The sequence below is a fragment of the Pseudomonas sp. A-RE-22 genome, assembly GCF_019956035.1.
GTDB classification, from domain to species: Bacteria; Pseudomonadota; Gammaproteobacteria; order Pseudomonadales; family Pseudomonadaceae; genus Aquipseudomonas; species Aquipseudomonas brassicacearum.
Genome location: NZ_JAHBCZ010000006.1, coordinates 56043 through 82877 on the forward strand (window position 1 = coordinate 56043; position 26835 = coordinate 82877).

The following is a 26835-nucleotide window of genomic DNA, read 5'->3' on the forward strand; positions in this document are numbered from 1 at the left end:
GGTCATCCCCCGAAAAAACGGTTGAAGGCACGTTTAAGCAGGCCCTTGTCTGTGGCCATCTGGTGACCGACCAGGTCTTCGGTCAAATCGCGCAGGGCGGCGGTGATTGCCGCCTTCGGCGCATGCAGCCCCAACGGCACGCCAGTGTTCTGACTCTGGCTGACCAGGTTGAAGTCATTGGGCAATTTCGACAGGTTCGTGCAACGCAGGGCCTCGCCGATGTCCTTGAGGCTGACGGCGGCGTTTTTGTCATAGCGGTTGATCACGATCTGCAACTGATCCCCGCGCACGCCCAGGTCTTCGCGAAGGATGCGCACCAGGGCACTGGCGTCGCGCAGGTGGCTGACACTCTGTTGCACCACCACGTACACCCGGTCCACCTGTTCCAGCACCGAACCGGTGAGGTGATCGATCTGCCGCGGCAGGTCCACCACCACCCAGTCATAACTGGCGCGGGCCAGTTGCAACAGGGCGTCGAGCTGTTCCGGTTGGGCGTCCTGGGGCAGGCACAATTCGCCAGCCCGGCCACCCAGTACGTGCAGGGTCGGGCTGAAGTGGCTGCAAAAACCCCGCAGCGCGACGCTGTCCATGTCATCGATCTGCTGCAGCACTTCCAGATGGCTGTGGGACTGCGCCACGTCCAGGTAATGGGTCACGCTGCCAAATTGCAGGTCCATGTCCAGCAGCAAGGTATTGCCTGCCCGGGCGCTGAGCTGCTGGGCCAGGTTGCAGGCCACCAGGGTTCCGCCGGAGCCGCCCTTGGCGCTGATCACGGCGACCAGCTTGCCCTCGTTGCCACTGCCCAGGCGCACATCCGCGACCAGGCGATTCAACGCCGCCACCAATTCGGTATCGGCAATGGGTTCGGGCAGCACGTCCCGGGCGCCGGCCTGCATTGCCAGGCGCATGCCCTCCTGCTCACCCAAAGGGCCACACACCAGCATCGGCGGACGTTCATGGGCCGGACGTTGCAGCAACGCCGACAGTTCTTCACGCCACAGGTGGCTGACGCGTAGCAGCAGCAGGTCGGGCATGCGGTCCAGGCCGTAGAGCGGGTCGACATGGCCGTTGCTGACCAGGCGCGTGCTCACTTCAAGGCCAGGCATGCGCTGGCAGACGCATTGCAGGTCGCGCAGGGACGTGGCATCGCGACTGCTGATCAGTATCCGCAGCCCGGCTCTGCCAGTCGCGGTCGAAAGCGGAGTTTCCCTGGTGTTCAGCATGGTGTGATCTCCCCGGAATCGGAATGACGCCCAAGGCTTTCGCGTGGCAAGGTTGCCCGGAACGTGGGCAAGGTGATGGGCACGCCTAAGCCGGGAATGAACAGGTTGAAAACGAAGTTCTGCACGCTCAGCCGGACATAGCGGATGGCACGAAACCCTGTGGCGCTGGACGTGTCGCCGGGGTTCGCCACCACGGCGCCATCGACGTCCAGGTAGGTCAGCGCCAGGTTCGTGGTCGCCAGGCTGCTGATCAGTTGACTGGTCCCGGCGTCCGTTGCGGCGTTGAAGATGGCCCGGCGCAACACCACCGGGTCGCTGATGTTGCACACCGCCGCCAGACGCGCACCGCGCCGTGCGGCTTCATCCAGGGCGTTGACGGTGAAATACAACCGGCCCATTTCCAGCACCCCGAACAGCAGGGTGAACACCAGCAGGCCAACGAAGGCGAACTCCACGACGTACGTGCCGCGCATGTGCTTATTGTTCATCAGAGCGCCCTCATGACGGTGGTCGCCACCAACTGGATGCCCAGCGGAATGGCGTTGCCAAAAAAACCGGGGATCGACCCATTGCAACTGCCCGCACCAATCACCGGGCAGAAGGTGTAGGTAATGGTGACGCGCACATGATCAATGCCCACGGCGGCGACCTGCACGTTAGCCGTGGTCAACCCGGACACCACGGCGGTTCCAGTAGCGCTGGGCACGCCATACACCGCGACGTTTTTCGTCTGGGTCAGGAGCGTGCCGCCCAAGGCGACGGCGCCGAGGGTGGAGTTCCACGCCTGGCTGGCGACGAAGCGGTCGGCATCGCGGCTGGCCTGCAACAGCACGTTGTACTGGTAGAGCATGCGACCGAACTCGCCGAAGGCCAGCAGCAACAACAGCAGCAACGGCAGCACCAGGGTGAACTCCACCAGCGCCACGCCTTGCTGGGCTTGCGCTGGTTTGAAATGAGAAAGTCCCATGACGCCTCCTACGAGTCGGTGCTCGGCGTGCCGCTGCCGTTGAGATAGGTTTTGTAGAGCTGGATGATTTGCGGGCCAGCGTCGTTGGACGGCGTCGGGCCAGGGACGTTGTCACCCTCGCATTCATGGACGAACTGGCCGAATATCTGCGCCTGGGTGCCACCGCCGCTCATGGGCTGCACGACGAAATAGCAGCCGAACCCCAGAACAGGAATAGAAGTCGAGCCCCCTTGTTTGCCGGTGCAGTTGCCCACTACGATTTTCAGCATCCGGCGCTCGAACACCCCGTTGCTCTGGCAGCCACTGCCGCTTCCCGCCACACACGCGGCGACCTGGGTCCGCCAGTCGTTGTAGTCCTGTATCTCCTCGCCGCCCGCCGAAAGATCGCCACTACTTGAAACAACCGGCTTGCCCTTGTATTGCGCCTGTGAGAGCGCATCGTTGTAGGTCATCGCCGGTGAGCTCGAAGCGGTGATCAGATCCGGCGGATAGTCGGACGCACTGACCGGGCCGTTGTAGATGCCGAAGCGTGTATTCAGTCCCTGGGACGCCGGGCCGACGGTATTACCTGGGGACGTCTGGACGTTGTCTCCAACGGCACGGCAGACCGAGCCGCCACCCGCCAGATCCTCACGAACCGAACTGCCGCCGGAGCCGAAATCGAGCAATTGAAAGTTGCCCGGTCCGATCGGTGAGGTATTGCCCGCCGCCGTCTTCAAGACCACCAGGTCGCCAAAGTGGTAGCTCCAGAAGTTACCCGCGGCGGGGTCATATTGGCTGGCGTCGCCACAGACCATCAGGGGTGCCACATCGCAAGGTGAAGTGGGACTGGGCCCGGCGGTGGCGATCGCCGCCACGGCTTTGCCACCCAAGCCGCCGCTGCCCATCGACTGGACGAAACTCCAGAAAAAACCGTTGAGTTGATAGTTGGCAACCGACACCCGCACGTACTTGGCGTCCGTGGGGCCGGGGTAAGAGAAAGGGCCATAGACACTGCTGGACAATTCCACCGCCGCAAAAGCACCCGGATTGCCGGCGACGGCGGTGGCCAGTTCGGCGTTGCCCACGGCGCTGGCATTTCTGCTCAAGGTATCCAAGGCTGCGGCGCGCGTCGTGCTGGCCATGTTCATGCCGCCCGTCACCTGGCTCAACGTCTTGGCGCCGCCCAGAGCCGCGGCATCCACGGCATTTTGCAAACGGGTCTTGTTCAGCAGCATGTGCCCGCCATCCAGGGCCAAGGCCGCCATCATGGCAATCGCCGCCAACGCTATCACCATCAAAACACTCACCGCCCCTCCCTGGCGCCGGATATTGGCATTCATCATCGAGCCCTCATTACAACGTTTGAGGATCGGCATCGCCACGACCTTTAACGGCCTGGCATGGAGGCATCACTCAGCGGACATTGATCACGCTGCTTTCAACCCCGCGGATCAACGTGATCGCCCCGCCTTGCGGCTTGGCACTGCGCTGCATCACAGGTTTTGGCATTGGGGACGCCGCCATCGCCATGACCGGCGCAGGGGCTGGCGGCGCAACGGCCACGGCTTTTTTCTCCAGGTTCAACGGATTGCGCAAGGCCAATTGCAGCTTGCCTTCGGTCTGCGCGGTGACCAGCAATTCCGCTTCGGTGGCCGACATTTCCAGCGTCACGGCCCGCACCACTACCGGTTGGGTCTTGTCCGTGCCGGCGGTCTGGTCTACCGCCAGCACCCGCAGGTTTTCCAGGAGGGTCCGGGACGTCGCGCTGTTGCTGCCGGCGTTGGTGGTCTTGGTCGCCAACACGTCGACCCGGTTGCCTGGCAGCAGGAACCCGCCGACACCGACCACATCATCCACACGCACCGATATGGCCCGCTTGTCCGGTGCGATCAGCGAAGCCAGGGTGCTGCCGCCCAAGTGCTCGCTCAGACGCGCACCCCGCACGATGTCGCCGCGCAGGATGTCGAAGGTGGCGATCTTGCCCACGGCCTGCTCGCTGGAATCGAAGGCGTCGTCCGGGATCGTGTCCATGGGCATGCGCACGGTCGTGACTTGCTGGGCCTCGACCATTTGCCCAAAGGGGATTTCCACCGTAGCGACCACCACGCTTCGCAAGTGATCGTCGGGGGTCGCGTTGAGTCGCGCGCTCAACCAGGAGTCAGCCATCCATGCGGCACCAAGGCCCATTACCAGGGAAATGCCTATCAGCGGAAGCGTACGAGAGCTCATGTCGGTATCTCCAGATCAAAGGAAGTCGAGCTGAACGAAGTAGTTGTGCCAGGCCCATTCCAGCTCTTGCGGCGACAGGGGGCCGGAACCGCCCAGGTAACGCTGACGGTCGAGCGCCATGTTCAACAGGTCACGGGGATGGCAAGGCACCAGCGGCATGCCTTCGGCTGCATACAACCGCTGCAGGACATAGCGCACCAACAGCGGGTCATAAGGAATGCCCAGGCGTTCGCACTCCTGGCGCCAGATTTGTTCGTATTCCTCGGGCTTGAGGTAGCCGAACTGCACCTTGTAGCCAATGCGCCGCAGGAAGGCCTCGTCGGCCAATTCGAGGGGATTGAGGTTGGTGGAAAACACCAGCACCAGGTCGAACGGTAATTCGCAATGCCGGCCGCCGCCCAGGTTGATGAAGTCGCGCTTCTCCTCCATGGGCACGATCCAGCGATTGAGCAATTCGGCCGGGGCCATGCGCTGGCGGCCCATGTCATCGATGATGAACAGGCCATTGCTGGCCTTGAGCTGCAACGCCGCCTGGTATTGCCGGGTGAATGGGTCGTAGCGCACGTCCAGCTGTTCCATGTTCAGCTCGCCGCCGGTGATGACGATCGGGCGTTTGCAGCACAGCAGCCGGCGGTCGATGCCTTCGTTGAGCATCAGGTTGTTCGATTGGCCGTTGTCATCCAGGCGCTGGTGCACCTGCGGATCGTAGATCTCGATCACCGACTCGTTGATGACAATGGCATGGGGCACCCAGATCGCCTCGGCGAACAGCCGGATCAATCGGCTGCTGACGTAGGTTTTGCCCGTGCCCGCCGGGCCGTAGATCATAATTGCCCGCCCGGAATTCAGGGCGACGCCCAACTGGTCGAGCATGCCTTGGCTCAACACCATGCCTGCCAGGGCGTGATTCATGTCCTTGGCGGTAATGCGGCCATGGTGAATGGTCTGGATCTTGATCAGCGAGCGATAGGTGCTCACCGGGAACGGGGCCGCGCCGATGTAGCCGCTACGGGCCAGGGCGTCACGCGCCGAACTGCGGCCGCGCTCGGTCAGGCCATAACGCAGCGTCTGTCCACCCGATTGCCCCAACTGGCCCAGCACTTCGACGCGACCGTCCTTGCGCAGGAACGCCAGGACTTCTTCCAGCACCGCGCCGGTTAGCGCCAGGCGCTCCACCAGCCGCGACATGTCCAACACACCGGCATCGTGCAGATGTTTGCACACCAGCTCGCCGAGAAAACTGTCGGTCAGCCCCGTGTCGCGAATCGAGCTCGGCTGCGGCGCCAACCGCTGTACTGCTTCCCGTTCGCTGGGGTAGGCATCGCTATCGTTAATGACGTGCATGACTAGACTCCCCAGCCACCGGCAACCAGCTGCCAGTAAACGCTGTTCAAAGTGCCGATCAGGATCGCAATCGAGTAAGGAAAAGGTTTGCCGGCCACTTCATCCGACCCAGGCGCCAGATACGCCTGCGCACGGACGCTCAACCAGTAGCGCTGCAGGGTCTGGAGCAGTTGGCCGCGAGCCAGGACGATCAGGAAACCGCACACACCGCCGGCGATCAGGCTGAACAGCGCCGCCCACAGTGCGTAATGAAAGGGCAGGAAGCTGCCGACCATGGTCATCAGCTTGACGTCACCGGCAGCCATGCCACCGACGGCGTACATGGGCAGGAACAGCGCGAAACAGATCAGCATGCCCAACAGGCTGTCGCCGAGCCCGCCAATCCCGTCTGTATAAATCTGGCTGGCCAATCCCAAGGCCAGGCCCAACAGCACCAGCGTGTTGGGGATGCGGTGGCGAAGCAGATCGCTCACCACCGCCACACCCAGTAGTCCTAGCAGCAATACCGTCGACATCAGCAATTCCATGGACATGATGCGTCTCCATCGTGCGGTTGGAGTTAGCAGGCAGAGCCTTTTACCGCGGCGCAGAGCGCAGTGATCCGATCATTCACCGCACCGCCCAGCAGAACAAACATCGCGGCAACCGCCACCGTAATCAGCCCACCGGCCACGGCATATTCCACAATGGTCAGGCCGTCTTCATCATCGATAAACTTAACTATCGAAGTTCTGAGTCTTTGAACTTTCATGTCATTTACCTCACTTCAACGGTCATAAAACCGGCTGATAAAGAACAATGCGAAGCCCATTGAGCAAATACTTCGAAGCTTTATCAGGCAATGCTGAAACCGGCGCCTCGATGGGCTTCATCCCATTCCCGAAAGGGAGCGGTTGTCAGCAGGCAGAGCCCTTGACCGCGGCGCAGAGTGCGGTAATCCGGGTGTTCACGGCGCTGCCCAGCAAGACGAACATCGCCGCCACAGCCACCGTGATCAACCCACCGGCCACGGCGTATTCCACAATGGTCAGGCCGTCTTCATCTTTGGCGAACTTCAGTACCGAAGCCTTGATAGTTTGAAGAGTCATTTCGCACACCTCATTGGGGTTGTTTTTCAAAGAGGCAGTACATTGCGAACTGCCTGATGCAACCCTAGTCAGCAGGTGGTCATAGCCGTTAGGAGGATTTTGCACATCGCTAGGATTTTTTTGCGGGAATGGAAAATGACTCGAATCGGGGAAATCCATCCCGTGCGGCAGCACAAGCGGGTGCTTGCAAGCGGCGCATGGCGGGGACGGCGCTAAAAGATCGGTTTTTTATAAAAAATTATTCGGCGAAGTGATAGCACTGTGACAATACTGCTAGCTAAAGGGCAGAAAGAACCTCTGGGTAGTCGTCCTATGGCGCCAAGTCTGACTGAAAAACCAAAGCTGTTATGGTTCGATCTGACTCACGATCGGTCCACCAAGGAACTCGTCTCCCAGTTCCAGGACACCTGCGACTGCACGCTGGCAAAGAACGCCATGCTGCCCGGCGGGGAACAGGTCGACATGATCTGCATCCACTTCGATCGCCCGGACACGCCGGGCCTGCGGCGCCTGTTGGAGATCAAGCGGACCGTTCCTGCCACCCCCATCACCATGTTCACCGTGCAGCACTCCGAAGAACTGGCGGTGTGGGCCATGCGCTCCAGCGTCTGGGAATACATGGTGGTGCCCTTGTCTACCGCCGAGAGAAAGCGCTACCTGACGGCCGTGGTGCAACTGTGCGAACTGCGTCGCAATACCAATGGCCGGGGCAAGACCTCGCAGATCGACCACTCCCCGACCCTGCCGGACAGTATCCGCCTGACCTCCGGGCACCAGAAACACCAGGCTCTCAGCCACATCATGCTGTACATCGACCAGCATTTTCGCGAAAGCATCGATCAGCGCGATCTGGCCAAGCGCTGCGGCATGACCACATTTCGCTTCAGCCGGGTGTTCAAGGAAGCCAACGGGCTCGGCTTCACCGACTATGTGCTGAACAAACGCATGAGCTTTGCCAAGGAACTGCTCGATAACAGCCAGATGCCCATCACCAGCATCGGCTACGAGGCAGGCTTCAAGGACCCGTCCTACTTCGCCCGCGCCTTCAAGCAATACGCCAGTTGCACCCCCAGTGAGTACCGTCTTGCGTACCAGATGCGCAGCGCAAACCCTGCACCGCCACCTCCGGATGAGGCGGCTCTGGAAGCGATTGAAAACCTGGTGCACAGCCTTGAGAGGTGAGCCATGTTTGTTCAGCAAAGTACGTAGTCAGTGCGCAGCACCCAGGCTCATGGGGCGAGCTTTCTTCTCTCGATAGGAATGGACAGAACAATGCTGGTACGCGTCTCTCCGTACGCGTTGATTTTCGCAATGATGTCCTCGATCTCAGCCATGGATCTGGCGTAGATCCGGATCAGATAGGAGTCGTTTCCGGTGATGTGCAGGCACTCTACGACTTCGGGTATGTCGGTGAGCGTTGCTATTAATTTGGACTTCGCCGGCTTGAGAGTGGTGATGCCGACGACAGCTGATATGCCGTACCCCAGTTTGGTTGGATCTAACTGAGCGCAATAGCCCTTGATCACCCCTGAGTCTTCAAGTTTACGCAACCTGTCATTGGTGGCAGGAATAGAAAGACCTGCGTGCTTGGAAAGCTCTGTGATGGAAATGCGACCACAGTCCTGTACCTTACCCAGGATTTTGACGTCTATACGATCCATGTGCGTTTTCCCCGGTTAAAAGTATAAATTTTAATGAAAAGCCCGCGTTTTTCATTAAAAAAAGCATGCACCAAAATAAAGCATAGCGCTAGTCTATTTCCAGCCTGAAAGCCTGAGGGCAATCAATAGCCCTGCGCTTTAGCGTGACGCACTCATAATAAAATATTCTCTCCAGGGATGGTGTTCGCATGGAAGATGAAAAGATAAAGTGTGGAAAAAAGTCATACTCTTTCACCCAGCACATTGGCACGCAAGTGCTAAATCTGCGGCGCTTCAAGAAGGACCAGATCCTGATGTACTTGATGGGTGTCGGTCTCTTTTCGCTGGGCGCCAAGTGCTTCATCATCAGTCAACTGGGTACCGACCCACTAGACGTCTTGATCATCTCGATCGATAAAATACTTATGCTGGGCATGGGCATCTGTTCGGCTATCGTGTCCCTCTTCTTCCTGACATGGTGGATGCTCTGGAATAGAAAATACCCGCCGATAAGCCCCTTTATTACAACAACACTGACCGGTCTTTTGATTGATCTCTGGTCATGGCTGGGGCTCGGAGAGTATTTGATCGCGAGAATGAATGAGTACACGTTATTGGCGACAGGGCTGATGTTATGTGCCTATTCCTCCGCGTTGATCATCATGAGCGGTATTGGAATCAGAATCATGGACCTCGTGGTACTGACCATGGTTTCCAAGTGGGGCTGGTCATTCACCAAAGCCAAAATGATCATTGAAATCGGCATCTTTTCGAGCGGCTGGCTTTTAGGCGGCCCGTTCGGCGTGGGAACGATTGCATTCCTGTTAGTGATCGGCCCGCTTATCCAACCCTTCATGAACATGAATGCCAAGCGCTTTTCACTCAAGAACCATGGATTGATTCGCGCTTCATCCGCCTACTAATACCCATAAAGATGATTGCCATTCATGGCGGCAGGATTGTTTCGCCTCGACTTTTTCAACCGATGATATTGACAGCAACTTCCGTGATGAGGAGTGAGAAAGATGGACACTACAAAAAATAAAAACTGGACCTTGGAAAGCAGCCCGGCAAAACTGGAAGAAATACTCCCAGGGGGCGTCGTCAAGTGTCATCTTTCCCCGCGAAACTGTGTCATACAGGAGGGCAAGGTAGGTTTTTGCAAAGTGCGCGGAAACCGTGGCGGCAGACTCGTTACATTGAACTACGGCAAAGGCGTTCACAGTACGGAAGAAACGATTGAGACCGAAGCCGTTTTCCACTTTGCGCCTGGAGAGCGGATCCTGTCGCTGGGCAATATCGGCTGCATGCTCAACTGCGGTTATTGCCACAACTGGAAGACCTCGCAAGCCAAGTACGTCACCGACAAAGACGTTTACTACTACACCCCTGAACAAGTTGTGGAAACCGCACTCAAGCACGGAATACGCGTCATTTCCTGGACGTATAACGATCCCGTTGTCTGGCATGAATTCATCCTCGACACGGCAAAGCTGGCCAAGGAAGCGGGCCTGATCAACCTGTATAAATCGGCGTTCTTTATCAGTGAAGAAGCCATCGATGAATTATTGCCGGTCATCGATATTTTCTCGATTTCGTTGAAATCCATTTCCCCGGAATACTACCGCAAGGTCACGACCGGCTGGGTAGAACCGGTCCTCGCGGGCATCAAGAAGGTCTATGACGCCGGCAAATATGTCGAGGTCAGCACCTTGATGGTGACCGACATCAGCGACGACGAGGAAACGGCCCGGAAAATCAGCCAGTGGGTATTGGATGAGCTGGGCCCGAATGTGCCGCTGCACTTCGTCAGGTTCCACCCCGATTACAAAATGAGCAACAGCATCCGTACCCCTGTAGACCGGCTGCTGAAGGCTCGGGACGTTGCTCGCAGCATGGGCGTTGAGCATGTCTACCTGGGCAACGTGAATGATGTCGAGGGAACCAACACCAGTTGCAACAACTGTAACGCCCTGCTCGTCACCCGCTACGGCTTGAACGCTGAAATCATCGGGCTGGACAGCGAGGGTTGCTGCTCTCAATGCGGGCACGATGCGCATTTCAAATTACTGGGCGAACACCAGGCGAACGCTCCAGTCGAGCTGCGAGAGGACGCGCTGAGCGCTTACGAGAAACGCAAGTTCGAGTGGCATGGGGATATCGTGTCGCTGCACGCCCAAGTGCTGAATACCGAAGATTTCGAACAGACCGTCTACCTGCGGCGCAACTATACGGACGGGCACAACAGCGATTGGAAATCACTGACGCTGCGGCCGCATGAAAGCTATCGATTCATTATTGCCAAGGCACGCATCGATGAAACCGGTCCTGAGGTCTGGCTCCCCAACGGAGTGAACTCGAACCTTCATGAAGTATTCGACAGGGCTCACTTCCCCACGGAGTCGATTGAAGAGATTGGTATTTCGCAAAACGACATTACCCCGACCATTGGTTACGAGGGCAAGCAGAACATGTATGAACAGGTCATCAAACTGGTCAGCCAAGCATGAAAGTGTCCACTGAAATACTTCATATCAAGGTCGATGACCGGGACGCGCGTCCTTCGGTCACGCCTATTTATCAGTGCAGCGCCTTCAGCGCCGACTCGGCCTTCTTCTACTCAAGGAAGGCCAATCCCAATGTGACCGAATTGGAACAGGTTGTCGCGTCCCTGGAGGGCAGCGAATATGCCCTGGCCTACAGCACCGGGATGAGCGCCATCTACATGGTGTTGGAACTGTTGAAACCGGGTGCTTCGCTGGTCATCAACAAATACATCTATGGCTGCTCTTATAAATTGTTCCAACGCTATGCGGCACGCATCGGCGCACACCTGACGATTCTGGATCTCACCACACAAGATGGGTTGAATGCCTTGCCGGCGAACGTCGACATGGTCATTTTCGAAACACCGACCAACCCCTTCCTGAAAGACATCGATATTCATGCGGTCAGCCGGGCCGTCAAGCAAAACAACCCGCAAGCACTGGTGGTGGTTGACAACACCTGGGCCACGCCGATATTTCAGAAGCCGTTGAATTTTGGCGCCGACATTTCACTGTACAGCGCAACCAAATACTTCTCCGGGCATAGCGATGTCATGGGCGGCCTGGTTCTGGTCAACAGTGAAATGATTTACAACCGCCTGCTTGAGGGTCGCTTTTATTCAGGCACGATATTAACGCCCCATAGCGCATGGTTGCTTCGCAGAAGCATGCAGACGTTCAACCTGCGCATGGAAAAGCACAGCCAGACGACAGCAAGCATGCTCAACTATCTGCGCGAGCTGCCTTTTATTGAGCATGTCTATTACCCACGCGTCGATGGCAAACAACTGACCGGTTATGGCGGCATTGTGTTTGTTGATATTCGGCCCGACCTGGTTCCCTTCTACAAAACGTTCACCAGCACGCTCCAATGGTTTGGCACGGGCACTGGAATGGCCTGCGTGACGTCGATGGTTGCCCAGCCCTTCAGTGGCAGCCATGCCTCGATGACGGATCAGGAAAAAGCGGACATGGGCATCGAGAAAGGCCTGGTTCGATTGTGCTTCGGCCTGGAGGACCTGGATGACCTCAAGGACGACCTGCTGCAGGCATTCGAAGCCATGGAGAGGCAGGTCGATCAAGAACGCTCACTCGATCCTGCGTAGCGGGTGTTGATCATGAGCAACGGGCCTTCAATGGCTCGTTGCTTTTTATGGAGAAGCGAAAGTGTCCAGCGCATTCGAAAGCACAATATTCGACGACCCCATCCTGAACGTCATCCACCTACTGAACTCCATTGCCCAAGAGAACCCGGAGGCCATTTCACTGGCCTCCGGTCGACCCGATGATGAGCAGTGCGACCCTTCGCTCATCGACAGGGGCCTGGCCCAATACAAAGATCACGTTGCCGGCACCGAACAGTCACTTGCGACGCTGCTTTGCCAATATGGAAAAACCTCTGGAATCATCAATGAAATAATCGCCAGCCATTTGCTGGTGGATGAAGCGATCAACGTTTCCAACCCTGAAAGCATTGTGGTGTGCATGGGCTTTCAAGAAGCCTGCACCTTGACGCTCCTGTCCATTTTTGAAGGCAGTGGGGTTTTATTGGTACCTGACCCGGTGTTTTCCGGCATCACGGGTATCGCAAAACTGCTGGATATAAAAATAGTCCCCGTCCCCATGACGACCTTTCTTGATCCGATCGCCCTGCGCAGGCTCATTGAAGCGCTGGAATCCAGAGGTGAAAGAATCAAGGCGCTTTATGCGATTCCTGATTTCAGCAATCCTACCGCCGACAGCCTTTCCCATGACAACAGAAGAGCCATGCTCTCCCTGGCCGATGAAAAGAACTTTTTCATCCTCGAAGACACTGCCTACCGCTACTTCAGGTACGAAGGCGATGCCATTGCGTCCATGAAGTCCATCGATAGCCGCCGAGTGTTCTTGCTGGGCTCGTTTGCCAAATCGATTTTCCCGGGCTTGCGCATGGGCTATGTGGTCGCCCCAGAGGGCACTGGGGTCATGTCCTTCAGCAGCCGATTGTGCAAAGCCAAAAGCCTGATCACGGTGAACACCCCTGCCTTGTGCCAGGCGGTTGTCGCAGGCCTGCTGATCGAGAACGACTACTCGTTGAAAAGGCTGAACCAACCCAGGGTGCTGTCTTATACAAAGAAAAGAAATCACATGCTTGAATGCCTTGAGCGCGAATTTCCATTCAGGATCGGCGCTCAAAGAGCGGTCAGCTGGAATCATCCGGCAGGCGGCTTCTTCATCAATGTGCAGCTGCCTTTCGTCTTTGGATATTCTGAAATGCGCGAGTGCGCCAGGCTGTTCAAGGTGATTGTATTTCCCACCACCTTGTTTTCGCTGATGAATGAGGCCACCACCCAGGTCAGGCTGTCGTTCAGCAATGCAACCGCCTCGCAAATCACCCAGGCGATAGGCCGTTTCAGGGCGTACGTCGAGTTCAGACTGCAGTAAAACGTCCCCATGCAACGCAGGGGAGATACCAGGCTTATGCCTCGCTCAGCGAGGCATAAGCTCCAGGTCAGGTTCCCGTGGCGAGCATGACGCCAGTGGCGACCTGGTAGGCCCCCAGGATGGTGATGGTTGCCCCTGAAAAGTAGTTGATCAGCCTGAGCTTTGATTCGGCAATCCGCGCCTTGAAAATGGAGGAGAACCCACTCAACCCCAACCACCAGGCCGCCGAACCCAGGAAGATACCGGTCACCATCGGCAGCAAGGCGTGCTGGCCGCCTTGGTCACTGGCCATGCCGTCACTCAATGCGGCAAATATCGCGATAAACGACAAGATGGTCATGGGGTTGGACAGCGTCAGGAACAGCGTGGTCGAGTAGGCTTTGAACATATTGGCCCGCTCGCCCGCCATGGCCGTCGAGCCGCCCTTCGATCGTATTGTCTGATAGCCAATGTAGGCGAGGAACAGCCCTCCAAAGATACACAACCAGGGTTTGAAGCTGATGAGCGTCGCAATGATGGCCGTGACACCCAGGGCACCGATGAATCCATAGATCGAGTCGGCTGTGGCCGCGCCCAATCCCGTCGCGAAACCGGCTCTCCACCCAAGCATCAGGCTTCGCTGTATGCACAACAGCCCAATGGGTCCTACAGGGGCTGCAATGCACAGCCCAATGACCATCGATTTAACGAAAATCAGCATAAATGCATCTCCAGAATGGGTACTGGAAGGTTAGGAGAAGTGCATTTCTTTAGGAATGAACTATTAATCTTCCTAAGCGTTTTCCCTTAAATTTTGCAGGAAGTACTCTCACCTTCCCTTCAATATTAAGGAAAATCGTTGCCAGCCCCCGCAGACAACGCAAATCGCTCGTTAAAGGCCCTTGAGCGCCGGATACATAACCTTGGGCATTTAAATGGCTTTTTTACGCGCATAAAAAAACGCCGCTCAAATGAGCGGCGTCTTTTTGAATTTGGAGCGGGAAACGAGACTCGAACTCGCGACCCCGACCTTGGCAAGGTCGTGCTCTACCAACTGAGCTATTCCCGCAAATGGCGTCCCCTAGGGGACTCGAACCCCTGTTACCGCCGTGAAAGGGCGGTGTCCTAGGCCACTAGACGAAGGGGACACGCTGCCCGGAACACATGGTGTGTGTTCCAGTGCCCAGACCCGCCTCCGAAGACTTGGTTCTGGTTTCACTCAGCCCTGCCCGAAAGCAACGCTGTTTAAAATTGGAGCGGGAAACGAGACTCGAACTCGCGACCCCGACCTTGGCAAGGTCGTGCTCTACCAACTGAGCTATTCCCGCATTGGCGTCCCCTAGGGGACTCGAACCCCTGTTACCGCCGTGAAAGGGCGGTGTCCTAGGCCACTAGACGAAGGGGACACACGTACAACATTCACTACTTATAGCGTTTGGCTGAGTGCTTTACGCTGTAAGTGGCGCGCATTCTATGGATGGATTGAAGGGTCGTCAACCCCCAGATATAAATTTATTTAAATCAATGACTTCGCCCGGTTTGGAGGCGATCCGGACATTTCGCCCGCCCGGTCTCTGACGCCTATATTCTGTCACCCGCCGAGACGCTATAGTCGCGCCCGGCAAATGATGGCAATGTGCGTCCACCCGGTTATGCTTCCTATAAACAGCACGACGCCCGTCTAATCGCGTCGCTCGGGCCTATGCGCTTAAAAGCCAAGCCACTACACTCATGACATGCGTACCACAATAAAGAGGTCTTACCGGTGACACCACTCATGATCACCCTGCTCGTCGTAGCCGGGATCGCCCTGTTGATCGCCATTGGCTACATGAACCACGTGGTGGAAAACAACAAGCTGGAAAAAGCCCGCACCAAGGTAGAACTCAACGACCGCATGCGTCGCTGTGGCGAGCTCACCGAAACCTTCCCCGGGCAGTTGATGACCCCTGCCCTGAAGTTGTTGATGACGCGCCTTGAGATGAATGTCTGCCAGCGCCTGCTGAACCTGGAGAAAACCAATTCCGCGGTCAAGGCACGCCTGGACGAATTGAGCGCACTCGCCGCCCAAGGTGAATCGATCCCGGTGAACAATCCACCGGCACCGATCCAGACCGAAGCCAAGGCCAAGGACGTACGTTTTCTGCTCGAGGCCTTGCACGGCCAGATCACCCGCGCTGCCCAGGACGGTTTCCTGCCGTCTAACGAAGCCAAGCGCTGGATTCGCGAAGTGCGGCACATCCTGGTGCTGCTGCACATCGAGTTCTTCAACAACCTCGGCCAGCAAGCCCTGCAGCAAGAACAACCCGGGCAGGCCCGCCTGGCCTTCGAGCGCGGCGTACAGTACCTGCGCAAGCAACAGGAACCCCAGGTCTACGCCGAACAACTGGCCTATCTGGAGAAACTCCTGGCCCGCGCCAATGCCCAGGTCCTGGCCAGCACCCAGCCGGTCGAAGGCGAGGTCAACCAGTTGACCGAAGGGCTGAAGGACGCCGAAGTCAACGACGAGTGGAAGAAGAAGAAGGTTTACGACTGAGGATTCATTGTCGGATACGAATCATTTGTGGCGAGGGGATTTATCCCCGCTGGGCTGAAGCAGCCCCAAGTCATCGAACTACTGCACCAACTTTTTAGATCTTAGGGCCGCTTCGCGCCCCAGCGGGGATAAATCCCCTCGCCACAAGGGTTTGCGTCGTCTTTGTCACAACCTGAAATGCCCCACCATCCCTTTCAGCTCAACCCCCAACTGCGCCAGCTCGATGCTGGAAGCGGCATTGCCGCGCATCGCCAGGGAGGATTGATCTGCACTGGCGCGAATGCTGGTGACACTGCGATTGATCTCCTCGGCCACCGAACTCTGCTGCTCGGCCGCCGCCGCGATCTGTTGGTTCATCTGTTGGATCAGTGATACAGCCGCCGCAATACTGCCCAAGGCGCTTTCGGTCTGCAGTGCATCGCTGACCGCCATCTTCACCAACTCGCCGCTGCTCTGGATCTGCTGCACGGACGCCTGGGCCGCTGACCGCAGGGCACTCACCAGTCGCTCGATCTCCTCGGTGGACTGTTGCGTGCGCCTGGCCAACGCCCGCACCTCATCGGCCACGACCGCAAAGCCCCGGCCCTGCTCCCCGGCCCGGGCCGCCTCGATAGCGGCATTGAGCGCCAACAGGTTGGTTTGCTCGGCCACGCTCTTGATCACACTCAGCACCGTGCCGATGTTCTGGATCTCGGCGCTGAGGCTTTCGATGCTGGAGCTGGCCGACGTGGCCGAATCGGCCAACTGCTCGATGCGCACCATGCTCTGACGCACCACTTGCTGGCCGCTTTCGACCTTGTCGTCGGCAGTCTGGGCCGCTTGTGCGGCTTCTTCGGCGTTGCGTGCCACATCATGCACGGTCGCCGTCATCTGGTTCATCGCCGTGGCGACCTGCTCGGTTTCCTCTTTCTGACTGCTGACTTCCAGGTTGGTCTGTTCAGTCACGGCCGACAGCGACTGGGCCGAATTGGCCAACTGCTCGATACCGGCCTGTAGACCGCTGACGATACTGCTCAGCCCCGCGCCCATCTGTTGCATCGCCTGCATCAACTGACCAATTTCGTCCCGGCGCGTCACTTCGACCGTGGCGCTCAAGTCACCCGCCGCAATCTGCTGGGCCACGCGAATGACACTGCGCAGCGGCGTCACGATCAGCCGGGTTATGACCCACGCCGCGATCAATCCCACCAGCAAGGCCAAGGCCGACGAACCGATGATCAGCAGCGAATTTTTCTTCAGTTCGGTCTGCATGGCCTGATCTTCGGCACTGAAGGCTTGGTCAACCCGCGCCACCACTTGGTCGGCCCGCTCGTGCAGTTGCAGGTAGACGACTTTTTCCTTCGCCAGCAGGCCGGTGTATTCGGCCAATTGTTCATTGAACCCGGCGATATGCCCGGCCACTTCATTCAGCACGGTCTGGTAACCCGGGTCCTTGACGGTGGTCTTGAGCACTTCGGCCTGTTTCATCGCCTGCTCGGCCTGTTCGATGCTGCCTTCTGCGGCGCCCTCGACATTGCCTTTGCGGCTCTGGTCCAGGCGGACCCGCGCTTCGTTCATGGCCTGCAACATCAAGCGTGATACTTCGCTGACCTGGTTGGCCTGCTCGATGAACTCGGCCCCCTCCTTGCCCTCGGAATCTTTCAAGGTATAGGCGCCGTCATCCGCCAGCCCGGCCTGCAACACATCCAGGTTATTGGCGACGCTGGACACCGACCAACTGGCCATTTCCAGCGCCAGGTCCTTGCTCTGGCTCAACCCGACAAATTCGTCGAACGCCTTGCGATACGCGGCCAGCGCCTGCTCCACGTCGTTCATCACCGGCACGTTGGCAGCCGACTGCACCTTGAGTTCGTTCGCCTGGGCCAGAAGCCCATCGACACCTTGGCGCAGGGCATCGGCCGTCTTGGGGTCGGAGCGCGAGGCGTATTCCTGCTCCAGCAGCCGAACCTTGAGCAACCCGCTGTTGAGCGAGGACATCTGTTTCAGGCCATCGAAGCGATAGCTGATGGTCTGCAGGGACCAGACACCGATGGCCGCGACCACTGCGGTCAGCAACAGCACCAGGACAAATCCGATACCCAGTTTCTTTGCCATACCCAGGTTGGCAAAACGTCCTTGCACGGCCGAAATCATTGCGCTCAGTCCTCTGCCAGTGTGTGTTGATTGCAGATTCGCAACGAGACGCCCTGCAACACAAGATGCTGGCGTCGGAATAATGGCAAAAAGCTACAGCCGCGTCGTTTTCAGGACACTAGAGGTCGATCCAGAGCCGCGGCCCGGAAGAACGCCTGCGCCCTGGGGTCACGGGCATACGCCACGTTGATCCGTAGCCAGTCGCTGTCGGCGCCCGAAGGGCTGAATGCGCTACGCGAAGACAGCAGCACGCCGAAACGCCTGGCCAGACCTTGTACTCCAGCGTAGTCACACAATGGCGGTCTTGCCCAGATGAAAAGCCCGCCGGCCGGTTTGCCGAAGACCTCCCAATCGGCGTCTTCCAGAACCTGCAACAGCGCCGCCATATCGGCGCCCAGGCGCTGCCGCTGGCGCTGGACCAACTTGCGATAGGCACCATTGGCCAGAAGGCAGGCAAGGACCGACTCACAGAACCGCGATCCACCCATGCTGGTAATACCCTTGACCTCGCTCAGGCGCGCGATGATGGAGGGCCCGGCCACCACGAAACCGACGCGCAACGAACTGCTCAGGGTTTTCGAGAAGCTGCCCACGTAGACCACCTCGGGGTCCAGTGCCGCCAGCCGGGTCCGTGCCGAGCTCTGGAAATCGCCATAGGCATCGTCTTCGATCACCAGTACGCCGTGTTCCTTCGTCAATTGCAGCAGCCGTTGAGCAACAGCCGGAGCCAGGCTGCTGCCAGTCGGGTTATGGCAGGCGCTGTTGACGAACAGCGCAGTGGGCCGGTGCATCGTCAACAGGTCTTGCAGCGCATCGACGTCCGGGCCGCGCGGGGTCCTGGGCAATTCGATCATGTCGATGTCGTGCAACCTGAGCAGGTCGAACAGGCTTGAATAGCCGGGGTTCTCCACGACCACGCAGGAACCCGGCGGCAACAGCGTCCGTACGATCAGGTCCAGCCCGTGGGTCGCTCCGGTGGTGGTCAGGATCAGGTCTTTATCGGCCTCGATATTGAATTGTTTCAAGCGCCTGGAAAGTTGCTCACGCAGGGCGGGCAGCCCCAACGATGTGCTGTAGTTGAACAATCCCGCCATGTCGGTGCGAGTGACCTGACGGATCGCATAGCCCAGGTCATCGCTTTCGCGCCAGCTCTCGGGCAGCCCGCCACACCCCAGCTTCAATTCCCATTGCGAGCTGTCGCCCCCGTCGGCGAACGTGTCCTGCTGTCGATTCTGATCGTTGGGCTCGGGCCCGGGCGACGGGGGTGGTGCGACAAAAAAGCTGGAACCATGGCGGGACGCCAACAGGCCCTGGGCGACCAGGCGTTCACACGCTTCATTGACGCTGGACTGGCTGAGCAGGTTCTCCCGCGCCAGTTGACGGACGGATGGCAGCCGAGTTCCCGGTTGCACCGCATCCTGTCGGATCCAGCCGGTCAGCGCGTCGACGATTTGCTGCACGACAGGCACCAGGGCCTGTCGGTCGATTCTCAACTCCATGAGTAACCAAGCTCCTAAGCGTTTGTTTTATTTCCGGAAACAGTTAAGCACAGGCCGCTATGGGACGATGTACGACAACGTCGCCAAAACCGTCGATTCTCACCCTTTGAAACACATTGAGGGCCGTTCCGAGGTTTTTTCGGCCCTACACGAAAAAGCCCGCAACCAGTGCGGGCTTCGTCCTACAAGCTGAGGGACACGTCCTCAGAACGCCGTGACGCCGCCGTCCACCGCCAGGGAATGGCCCGTGGTGAAAGCCGCCCCGTCGCTGCACAAATACAGCACGGCGCTGGCGATTTCCTCGACTTTGCCAATACGTCCCACCGGGTGCATGGCGTTGGCGAACTCGCCTTTTTTCGGGTCTGCTTCATAGGCACGACGGAACATGTCGGTGTCGATCACCGCCGGACAGACTGCATTGACGCGAATCTTCTTCTTGGCGTATTCGATGGCGGCCGATTTGGTCAGGCCGATCACGGCATGCTTGGACGCCGCATAGATGCTCATCTTCGGCGCCGCCCCCAGGCCCGCCACCGAGGCCGTGTTGACGATCGCCCCGCCGCCTTGGGCCAACAGCAATGGCAACTGGTACTTCATGCACAGCCAGACGCCCTTCACATTGACCCCCATGATCGCGTCGAACTCATCAAGGGTACCGTCGGCCAGCTTGCCCTTCTCGATCTCGATCCCGGCGTTGTTGAAGGCGTAGTCAAGGCGACCGTAGGTCTTGATCACCTCGTCCATCAGCTGCTGCACATCGGTTTCCAGCGTCACGTTGCAGCGCACGAACACCGCTTCGCCGCCCGAATCACGAATCGACTGTACCGTGCCCTCGCCGCCCGCCACGTCCAGGTCGGCCACCACCACCTTCAGGCCCTCTGCCGCGAACGCCAAGGCAGTGGCCCTGCCGATGCCAGCGGCGGCGCCGGTAACCACGGCGACCTGTCCGGAAAACGTCATGCTCATTGTCTGTTCCTCGAAGAATGCGGGAGATGCCGCCAGTCTAGTCACAGGTCCCGAGGACGCGGCAGCACTATCCAACTGCCGTTTGAGCACTCATGGGCGCCAGTGATAAGCCCCCCAGGCGAACTATCACTGTGTTGGATCGAACTGCATTCGCTGTACCAGCAAACCTTGCGACAAATGCTTCGAAGGTCTATCAACAAGGCTTCATTCATCTTGAGTGCCCGCCATGACTGCCCAGACCAATCGCCAGTTCCTGCTCGCCAAACGCCCGGTAGGCGCGGCGACCCGCGAGACTTTCACCTATCAGCAAGTACCGGTCGGCGAACCGGCAGCCGGCCAGATCCTGGTGAAAAACGAATACCTGTCGCTGGACCCGGCCATGCGCGGCTGGATGAACGAGGGCAAGTCCTATATACCGCCGGTCGGCATCGGCGAGGTGATGCGCGCATTGGGTGTCGGCCAGGTAATTGCCTCGAACAACCCGGGGTTCGCGGTCGGGGACTACGTAAACGGTGCGTTGGGGGTGCAGGATTATTTCCTCGGCGAGCCAAGAGGTTTCTACAGGGTCGATCCGAAACTGGCTCCGCTGCCACGTTATTTGTCCGCCCTGGGCATGACGGGCATGACCGCCTATTTCGCCCTGCTGGACGTCGGCGCGCCCAAGGCTGGCGAGACCGTGGTGCTCTCAGGGGCCGCCGGTGCGGTGGGCAGCATCGCCGGGCAGATCGCCAAGATAAAAGGCTGTCGCGTGGTGGGCATCGCCGGTGGAGCCGACAAATGCAAGTTCCTGGTCGATGAACTGGGTTTCGACGGCACCATCGACTACAAGAACGAAGACGTCCACGCCGGCCTCAAGCGCGAATGCCCCAAGGGCGTGGACGTGTATTTCGATAACGTCGGCGGCGACATCCTGGATGCCGTGCTCAGCCGCTTGAACCTCAAGGCCCGCGTGGTGATTTGCGGCGCCATCAGCCAGTACAACAACAAGGAAGCGGTGAAAGGCCCCGCCAACTACCTGTCGCTGCTGGTCAACCGGGCGCGCATGGAGGGCTTCGTGGTCATGGACTACGCCGCGCAGTTCGCCGCCGCCGGGCAGGAAATGGCCGGCTGGATGGCCAAGGGGCAGCTCAAGAGCAAGGAAGACATTGTCGAAGGGCTGGAGACATTCCCCGAGACACTGACCAAATTGTTCAGTGGGGAGAACTTCGGGAAGTTGGTATTGAAGGTCTGACACAAAACAACTGTGGGAGCGAGCTTGCTCGCGATGGGGCCGTGTCAGTCAACATTGATATGACTGACATACCGCTATCGCGAGCAAGCTCGCTCCCACATTGGGGATCTTCGGTGTTTGGTCAGGCCAGTTCGGCCACGACCGCCGCCAGCGCCTTGGCCGGGTCGGCGGCCTGGCTGATCGGGCGACCGATCACCAGGTAATCGGCACCGGCGTCCAGCGCCTGGCGTGGGGTCAGGATGCGACGCTGGTCGTCCTGGGCACTGCCCGCCGGACGAATCCCCGGGGTCACCAGTTGCAGCGACGGGTGAGCCGCCTTCAGGGCGCTGGCCTCCAGGGCCGAACAGACCAGACCGTCCAGGCCGGCCTTCTGGGCCAGCGCCGCCAACCGCAGCACCTGCTCCTGGGGCTCAACGTCCAGGCCGATCCCGGCCAGATCCTCGCGCTCCATGCTGGTCAGCACGGTCACGCCGATCAGCAACGGTTTCGGGCCGCTGCGCTGATCCAGCACTTCACGGCAGGCCGCCATCATGCGCAGGCCACCGGAGCAATGCACGTTGACCATCCACACACCCATCTCCGCAGCCGCCTTGACGGCCATGGCGGTGGTGTTGGGAATGTCGTGGAACTTCAGGTCCAGGAACACTTCGAAACCCTTGTCGCGCAGGGTCCCGACAATTTCCGAAGCACAACTGGTGAACAGTTCCTTGCCGACTTTGACCCGGCAAAGCTTGGGGTCCAACTGGTCGGCCAGCTTCAGGGCGGCGTCACGGGTGGGAAAATCCAGGGCGACGATGATGGGCGTCTGGCAGGCGGACATGAGCGGGCTCTCAGGCAAGTCGAAATCGGCGCGCATTGTAGCGGAACGAGCGCCCGTGCGGGACCCGATGATCGGTAAATCTCATCGTCCCCCTGCAGCATGGACGATACCGGCCTTTGTGTCGAAGCCGATACACTCATGACATGCGTACAACACGTCCACACGCTACCGTCCGCCGCCGCAACCCGTCCTTTCAGCGCTTCACGCCTCACGGCACGAAGCCTATGCTGAGGGCTCAACCTCGCCGCCTACTTTGCGGTTGGCAGCCTACCTGGCAGATGATGCATCCATGCAGAACACCCCTGTTGCAAATTCTGACGATCAAAAAGTGCTCGACGATGACAAGCGCTGGAACACCCGCGCGCTGATCGTCGATGACGACGTGCCGATCCGCGAGCTGCTGATCGACTACCTGGCCCGCTTCAGCATAAGGGCTAGCGGCGTGACCGATGGCGCGGCCATGCGCCAGGCGATGCAGGCCGAACACTTCGACGTGATCGTGCTCGACCTGATGCTGCCGGGTGAAGATGGCTTGCAGTTGTGCCGCTGGCTGCGCGCCGAATCGGACATCCCGATCCTGATGCTCACAGCCCGCTGCGAGCCCACTGACCGCATCATCGGTCTGGAGCTGGGCGCCGATGACTACATGGCCAAGCCGTTCGAACCCAGGGAGCTGGTGGCGCGTATCCAGACCATCCTGCGCCGGGTGCGCGACGACCGCAGCGAGCAGAGGGCCAATATCCGTTTCGACAACTGGCGGCTCAACAGCGTACTGCGCCAACTGATCTCCGCCAATGGGCTGGTGGTGCCGCTGTCCAATGCCGAGTTCCGCCTGTTGTGGGTCTTCATCGAACGGCCGCGCCGAGTGCTCAGCCGCGAACAACTGCTGGATGCGGCTCGCGGGCGCTCCATCGAGGCCTTCGACCGCAGCATCGACCTGCTTGTATCACGCCTGCGCCAGAAGCTGGGCGACGACCCCAAGGCGCCGCAACTGATCAAGACCGTACGCGGTGAGGGCTACCTGTTCGACGCTCGGGACATCGGCTGATGCAACTGCGCCTCGACTCCCTGTTCGGCCGCCTGTTTGGTGTGCTGTTGCTGGCGATTGTCCTGGCGCATCTGTTGGCCTTTGCCTGGTTTTTCCACTACGACCAGCCCCCACCTCCCGGGCCGCCGCCTGAAATGGCCCGACAAGGCGAAGGCCCCCCGCGTTTCGGCCCGCCCCCTAACCACCCTCGACGGCCCTGGTTCGGCGGCCCGGTGGTGCCGCTGACCTTTCAATTCGTGTTCCTGATCGTCGCGGCCTGGTACGGCGCCAAGCTGCTGACCCGACCCATCCAGCGCCTGAGCGATGCAGCCGAGCGCCTGAGCGAAAACCTCGACAGCCCGCCGCTGGATGAAGACGGCCCCCGTGAAGCACGACAGGCGGCCCATACGTTCAACCTGATGCAGCAACGGATTCGCGAGCAGGTGCAGCAGCGTTCGCGCATGCTCGGCGCGGTGTCCCATGACCTGCGCACGCCGCTTTCGCGGCTCAAGCTGCGCCTGGAGCAGATCGATGACATCAAGCTGCAAGGCCAGATGCGCCAGGACCTGGACGACATGATCGGCATGCTCGATGCCACCCTCACCTACTTGCACGAACAGCGCACCAGTGAAGCGCTGCAATGGATGGACGTGCAGGCCTTGGTGGAATCGTTGAGCGAAAACGCCCAGGACCAGGGCGCCGATGTGCAGGTCAGCGGCACCTGCGCGCCACTGCAGGTGCAACCGATGGCGCTGCGTTCGTGCCTCAACAACCTTATCGACAATGCCCTGCGCTACGCCGGCCATGCCTTGATCAGCCTGGAAGACCAACATAAGCAGGTGCTGATTCGAGTCATCGACCATGGTCCCGGTATCGCGGCGGACAAACGCGAGGCGGTGTTCGAACCGTTCTTTCGCCTGGAAGGCTCGCGCAACCGCAACTCCGGCGGCGTCGGCCTGGGCATGACCATCGCCCGCGAAGCCACCGAACGCCTGGGCGGGCAATTGACCCTGGAAGAGACGCCAGGGGGCGGGTTGACGGCGGTGATCAGCCTGCCTCGTCTCTAAGACTCTTATCTCACAGGGGCGAACACTGTGTATTTCTCTCGGTACAAACTCCACACACCCACGACAACTCCCCCGCCGAGGCTGCATAAGCCGGTGCACTCACCGGCTATCCCAGCCCAAGGAGAGCGCCCATGATCGGTAGCGTCAGCAGTTACTCGACCTATACCAGCACCAGCAGTACCGCAACCAGCAGTGCCCGCAGCCAGCAGTTTCAAAAGGAATTGCTGAGCAAACTCGACAGTGACGGCGACGGTTCGGTCAATCAGGAAGAGTTGAGCACCGCCCTGTCGCAAAAAAGCGACGACGGCATTCTGGTCAGCCTGAGCGACAACTTCAGTGACCTGGACAGTGACGGCAGTGGTGACCTGAGCAGCGAAGAAATGGCTGCGATGGCGCCTCCGCCTCCACCGCCACGGGACCAGGCACCAAATACCGAACTGGCCGATGCGCTGCTCAGCGTCCTGGACACCGACGGTGATGGCGTGGTCAGCAGCGATGAGTTGAGCAACGGCCTGGCCAGCACGGACAGCGATGCCGACAGCCAGCAAGTGTTCTCGGCGTTGGACAAGAATGAAGACGGCACCGTCAGCCTCGACGAACTCGCCGCCAGCCTTGCGCCACCGCCACCACCGCAACAGGCCTCCAGTGAAGAGTTGTTCAGCCAGCTCGATGCCGATGGCGACGCCACCGTCACCGCCAGCGAACTGAGCAGCGCCTTGCAGGCCAGCAACGGTACATCCACGAGCACCGACACTAGCGCGATGCTGATGGAAGCACTCGACAGCGACAGCAGCGGTGGCGTCAGCAGCGACGAATTCAACAACGCCTTGCAGGCCGGTCGCCGCAGCGACAGCTCCACCGAACAGGCCAATGTCAGCGAGGCGTTGAACAGAATGATCGCCAACCTCAGCCGGCAATACTCGCTGGATAACGTCGCCACTGTAGGGAAACACCTGAACGTGGCGACCTGATTCACCGGCAAGCCTGGATTGAAACTCACTTGTGGCGAGGGGATTTATCCCCTCGCCACAAAGGTTTGTGCTTGCCTCTGGGGTGGGTTACCGCGCCTGGCTCTTGCTCCAGTCCGTCAACAGGCTATACGCCACCGCCAGCAGGGTCGGGCCGATGAACAGGCCGATGAAACCGAAGGCGATCAACCCGCCGAACACCCCCAGCAGCACGATGACCAGGGGCAGGTTTCCGCCACGGCTGATCAGGTACGGCTTGAGCACATTGTCCACGCCACTGATGATGAACGTGCCCCAGATGCCAAGAAACACCGCCATCCCGTACTCACCCTTCCACGCCAGCCACGCCGTGGCAGGGATCCACACCAGCGGTGGCCCCATGGGGATCAGGCTCAACAGGAACGTGACGATACCCAGTACCAGCGCCCCCGGGACCCCGGCGATCAGGAAGCCGATCAGCGCCAGCACGGCCTGGGCTGCCGCAGTGCCAATCACGCCGTTGACCACCCGTTGCACCGTACCGGCCACCAGTTCGATGTAGTAACCGGCACGGTCGCCGATCAGACGCTCCAGCAACCCGTGGACGAACACCGCCAGGCGCGGGCCGTCGCGATAGAAAAAGAACACGAACACGATGCTCAGGGTCAGTTCGAGTATGCCGCCGCCGATCTGCGCACTGCGGGCCAGCAGCCAGTTGCCGACCTGTCCCAGGTAAGGCCTGGCGGACACCATCAGCGCGGCCCCCTGCTGGTCGATGCTGTTCCAGATGCCGACCAGCCGTTCGCCCACCAGCGGTACACCGGCCAACCAGGTCGGGGCTTCGGGCAGGCCGTCGACCTGTGCGTCCTTGATGAATGCGGTGGCATCGCGCACATGGTCGGCCAGGTTGAAACCCAGCCACACCAGCGGCACCGCCACCAGCAACATCCAACCCACCGTCAGCAACGCCGCCGCCAGGGATTCGCGGCCATTGACCCAGCGGGTCAGCAGGCGCATCAGCGGCCAACTGGCGAACGCCAGCACCGCGCCCCAGAACAGCGCCGACCAGAACGGCGCCATGACCCAGAGGCTTGCACCGAACAACACCAGGAGCAGGATCTGCACCAACAGCCGATCGTTATTGATCATGTAGGGTCTCGAAAAAATGAACAGGAGCGAGGCAACGG

General features: G+C 59.4%; 26 protein-coding genes, 4 tRNA genes and 1 pseudogene. 10 read left to right on the forward strand and 21 right to left on the reverse strand.

Annotated elements, in window-relative coordinates:
- Positions 1-2: 2 nt before the first annotated feature.
- The 9 genes from KGA89_RS03760 to KGA89_RS03800 form a co-directional block, all read right to left on the reverse strand.
- Entirely contained in the window at positions 3-1223 is a 1221-nt protein-coding gene (locus tag KGA89_RS03760; RefSeq protein ID WP_003204325.1) for an AAA family ATPase, read from the reverse strand.
- Positions 1217-1711, reverse strand: a complete 495-nt coding sequence (locus tag KGA89_RS03765) for a TadE family protein (protein WP_013694016.1) — start codon at positions 1709-1711, stop codon at positions 1217-1219. Before KGA89_RS03765 ends, KGA89_RS03760 begins: the two co-directional genes overlap by 7 nt.
- On the reverse strand, positions 1711-2190 hold the full coding sequence (locus tag KGA89_RS03770; protein ID WP_003204330.1) for a TadE/TadG family type IV pilus assembly protein: 480 nt from the start codon (positions 2188-2190) through the stop codon (positions 1711-1713). The genes KGA89_RS03765 and KGA89_RS03770 overlap by 1 nt, the downstream gene beginning before the upstream one ends.
- Before the next feature lie 8 nt (positions 2191-2198).
- On the reverse strand, positions 2199-3515 hold the full coding sequence (locus tag KGA89_RS03775; protein WP_027911502.1) for a pilus assembly protein TadG-related protein: 1317 nt from the start codon (positions 3513-3515) through the stop codon (positions 2199-2201).
- 70 nt (positions 3516-3585) lie between these two features.
- Complete coding sequence (cpaB, locus tag KGA89_RS03780) at positions 3586-4401, reverse strand: Flp pilus assembly protein CpaB (protein ID WP_223470642.1); 816 nt, start codon at positions 4399-4401, stop codon at positions 3586-3588.
- Positions 4402-4416: 15 nt separating this feature from the next.
- Positions 4417-5745 (reverse strand): ATPase AAA, encoded by a 1329-nt coding sequence (locus tag KGA89_RS03785; protein ID WP_003204336.1) that lies wholly within the window; start codon positions 5743-5745, stop codon positions 4417-4419.
- 2 nt (positions 5746-5747) lie between these two features.
- A complete protein-coding gene (locus KGA89_RS03790) occupies positions 5748-6278 on the reverse strand; it encodes a prepilin peptidase (protein WP_003204338.1) in 531 nt (176 codons plus the stop codon).
- A gap of 26 nt (positions 6279-6304) precedes the next feature.
- Complete coding sequence (locus KGA89_RS03795) at positions 6305-6496, reverse strand: Flp family type IVb pilin (RefSeq protein WP_003204340.1); 192 nt, start codon at positions 6494-6496, stop codon at positions 6305-6307.
- Between the two features lie 145 nt (positions 6497-6641).
- On the reverse strand, positions 6642-6833 hold the full coding sequence (locus tag KGA89_RS03800) for a Flp family type IVb pilin (protein ID WP_003204342.1): 192 nt from the start codon (positions 6831-6833) through the stop codon (positions 6642-6644).
- Between the two features lie 312 nt (positions 6834-7145).
- Here KGA89_RS03800 and KGA89_RS03805 point away from each other — a divergent pair, with 312 nt between their 5' ends.
- Positions 7146-8015, forward strand: coding sequence for a DNA-binding response regulator (locus tag KGA89_RS03805; RefSeq protein WP_003204344.1), 870 nt, complete (start codon positions 7146-7148; stop codon positions 8013-8015).
- Between the two features lie 47 nt (positions 8016-8062).
- Here KGA89_RS03805 and KGA89_RS03810 read toward each other — a convergent pair whose 3' ends face one another.
- A complete protein-coding gene (locus tag KGA89_RS03810; RefSeq protein WP_003204346.1) occupies positions 8063-8494 on the reverse strand; it encodes an Lrp/AsnC family transcriptional regulator in 432 nt (143 codons plus the stop codon).
- 188 nt (positions 8495-8682) lie between these two features.
- On the opposite strand from KGA89_RS03810, the gene KGA89_RS03815 reads away from it, so the two are divergent.
- The 4 genes from KGA89_RS03815 to KGA89_RS03830 all read left to right on the forward strand — a co-directional run bounded on the left by KGA89_RS03815 (position 8683) and on the right by KGA89_RS03830 (position 13443).
- On the forward strand, positions 8683-9396 hold the full coding sequence (locus KGA89_RS03815) for a YczE/YyaS/YitT family protein (RefSeq protein ID WP_013694020.1): 714 nt from the start codon (positions 8683-8685) through the stop codon (positions 9394-9396).
- 102 nt (positions 9397-9498) lie between these two features.
- Positions 9499-10983 carry an AmmeMemoRadiSam system radical SAM enzyme gene (gene amrS / locus KGA89_RS03820; RefSeq protein WP_223470644.1) on the forward strand — a complete coding sequence of 495 codons (1485 nt, stop codon included), beginning with the start codon at positions 9499-9501 and terminating at the stop codon, positions 10981-10983.
- Positions 10980-12125 (forward strand): PLP-dependent transferase, encoded by a 1146-nt coding sequence (locus KGA89_RS03825; protein ID WP_027911509.1) that lies wholly within the window; start codon positions 10980-10982, stop codon positions 12123-12125. Before amrS ends, KGA89_RS03825 begins: the two co-directional genes overlap by 4 nt.
- A 61-nt stretch (positions 12126-12186) precedes the next feature.
- Complete coding sequence (locus KGA89_RS03830) at positions 12187-13443, forward strand: PLP-dependent aminotransferase family protein (RefSeq protein WP_223470646.1); 1257 nt, start codon at positions 12187-12189, stop codon at positions 13441-13443.
- Between the two features lie 67 nt (positions 13444-13510).
- Here the strand turns inward: KGA89_RS03830 and KGA89_RS03835 are convergent, their stop codons facing one another.
- From KGA89_RS03835 to KGA89_RS03855, 5 genes are all read right to left on the reverse strand, one after another.
- On the reverse strand, positions 13511-14143 hold the full coding sequence (locus KGA89_RS03835) for a LysE family translocator (RefSeq protein ID WP_003204356.1): 633 nt from the start codon (positions 14141-14143) through the stop codon (positions 13511-13513).
- 272 nt (positions 14144-14415) lie between these two features.
- Positions 14416-14491: transfer RNA gene (locus tag KGA89_RS03840), tRNA-Gly, on the reverse strand.
- 3 nt (positions 14492-14494) lie between these two features.
- Positions 14495-14570 (reverse strand) — tRNA-Glu (locus KGA89_RS03845).
- A 104-nt stretch (positions 14571-14674) separates the two neighbouring features.
- Positions 14675-14750: transfer RNA gene (locus tag KGA89_RS03850), tRNA-Gly, on the reverse strand.
- 2 nt (positions 14751-14752) lie between these two features.
- A tRNA-Glu gene (locus tag KGA89_RS03855) sits at positions 14753-14828 on the reverse strand.
- 371 nt (positions 14829-15199) lie between these two features.
- On the opposite strand from KGA89_RS03855, the gene KGA89_RS03860 reads away from it, so the two are divergent.
- A complete protein-coding gene (locus tag KGA89_RS03860) occupies positions 15200-15958 on the forward strand; it encodes a hypothetical protein (RefSeq protein WP_223470648.1) in 759 nt (252 codons plus the stop codon).
- 165 nt (positions 15959-16123) lie between these two features.
- On the opposite strand, the gene KGA89_RS30650 is transcribed toward KGA89_RS03860, so the two are convergent.
- The 4 genes and pseudogenes from KGA89_RS30650 to KGA89_RS03875 all read right to left on the reverse strand — a co-directional run bounded on the left by KGA89_RS30650 (position 16124) and on the right by KGA89_RS03875 (position 20556).
- A complete protein-coding gene (locus KGA89_RS30650; protein WP_411740666.1) occupies positions 16124-17005 on the reverse strand; it encodes a methyl-accepting chemotaxis protein in 882 nt (293 codons plus the stop codon).
- Positions 16985-18091, reverse strand: a pseudogene (locus KGA89_RS30655) (HAMP domain-containing protein); the annotation flags it as partial. The pseudogene KGA89_RS30655 and the gene KGA89_RS30650, both read right to left, overlap by 21 nt.
- Before the next feature lie 110 nt (positions 18092-18201).
- A complete protein-coding gene (locus KGA89_RS03870; RefSeq protein ID WP_003204362.1) occupies positions 18202-19590 on the reverse strand; it encodes a PLP-dependent aminotransferase family protein in 1389 nt (462 codons plus the stop codon).
- Positions 19591-19794: 204 nt separating this feature from the next.
- On the reverse strand, positions 19795-20556 hold the full coding sequence (locus KGA89_RS03875) for an SDR family oxidoreductase (RefSeq protein ID WP_003204364.1): 762 nt from the start codon (positions 20554-20556) through the stop codon (positions 19795-19797).
- Positions 20557-20782: 226 nt separating this feature from the next.
- Here KGA89_RS03875 and KGA89_RS03880 point away from each other — a divergent pair, with 226 nt between their 5' ends.
- Positions 20783-21787, forward strand: coding sequence for an NADP-dependent oxidoreductase (locus tag KGA89_RS03880; RefSeq protein WP_223470652.1), 1005 nt, complete (start codon positions 20783-20785; stop codon positions 21785-21787).
- A 121-nt stretch (positions 21788-21908) separates the two neighbouring features.
- Here the strand turns inward: KGA89_RS03880 and pyrF are convergent, their stop codons facing one another.
- Positions 21909-22607: an orotidine-5'-phosphate decarboxylase gene (pyrF, locus tag KGA89_RS03885; protein WP_013694023.1), complete on the reverse strand. Its 699-nt coding sequence runs from the start codon at positions 22605-22607 to the stop codon at positions 21909-21911.
- Between the two features lie 289 nt (positions 22608-22896).
- Here pyrF and KGA89_RS03890 point away from each other — a divergent pair, with 289 nt between their 5' ends.
- The 3 genes from KGA89_RS03890 (at position 22897) to xopAW (ending at position 25672) form a co-directional block, all read left to right on the forward strand.
- Positions 22897-23655: a response regulator gene (locus KGA89_RS03890; protein WP_053163098.1), complete on the forward strand. Its 759-nt coding sequence runs from the start codon at positions 22897-22899 to the stop codon at positions 23653-23655.
- Positions 23655-24701: a sensor histidine kinase gene (locus KGA89_RS03895; protein ID WP_223470654.1), complete on the forward strand. Its 1047-nt coding sequence runs from the start codon at positions 23655-23657 to the stop codon at positions 24699-24701. The genes KGA89_RS03890 and KGA89_RS03895 overlap by 1 nt, the downstream gene beginning before the upstream one ends.
- A 131-nt stretch (positions 24702-24832) precedes the next feature.
- Positions 24833-25672 (forward strand): EF-hand domain-containing protein, encoded by an 840-nt coding sequence (gene xopAW / locus KGA89_RS03900; protein WP_223470656.1) that lies wholly within the window; start codon positions 24833-24835, stop codon positions 25670-25672.
- An 87-nt stretch (positions 25673-25759) separates the two neighbouring features.
- Here xopAW and KGA89_RS03905 read toward each other — a convergent pair whose 3' ends face one another.
- A complete protein-coding gene (locus KGA89_RS03905; RefSeq protein ID WP_003204378.1) occupies positions 25760-26797 on the reverse strand; it encodes an AI-2E family transporter in 1038 nt (345 codons plus the stop codon).
- Between the last annotated feature and the right edge of the window lie 38 nt (positions 26798-26835).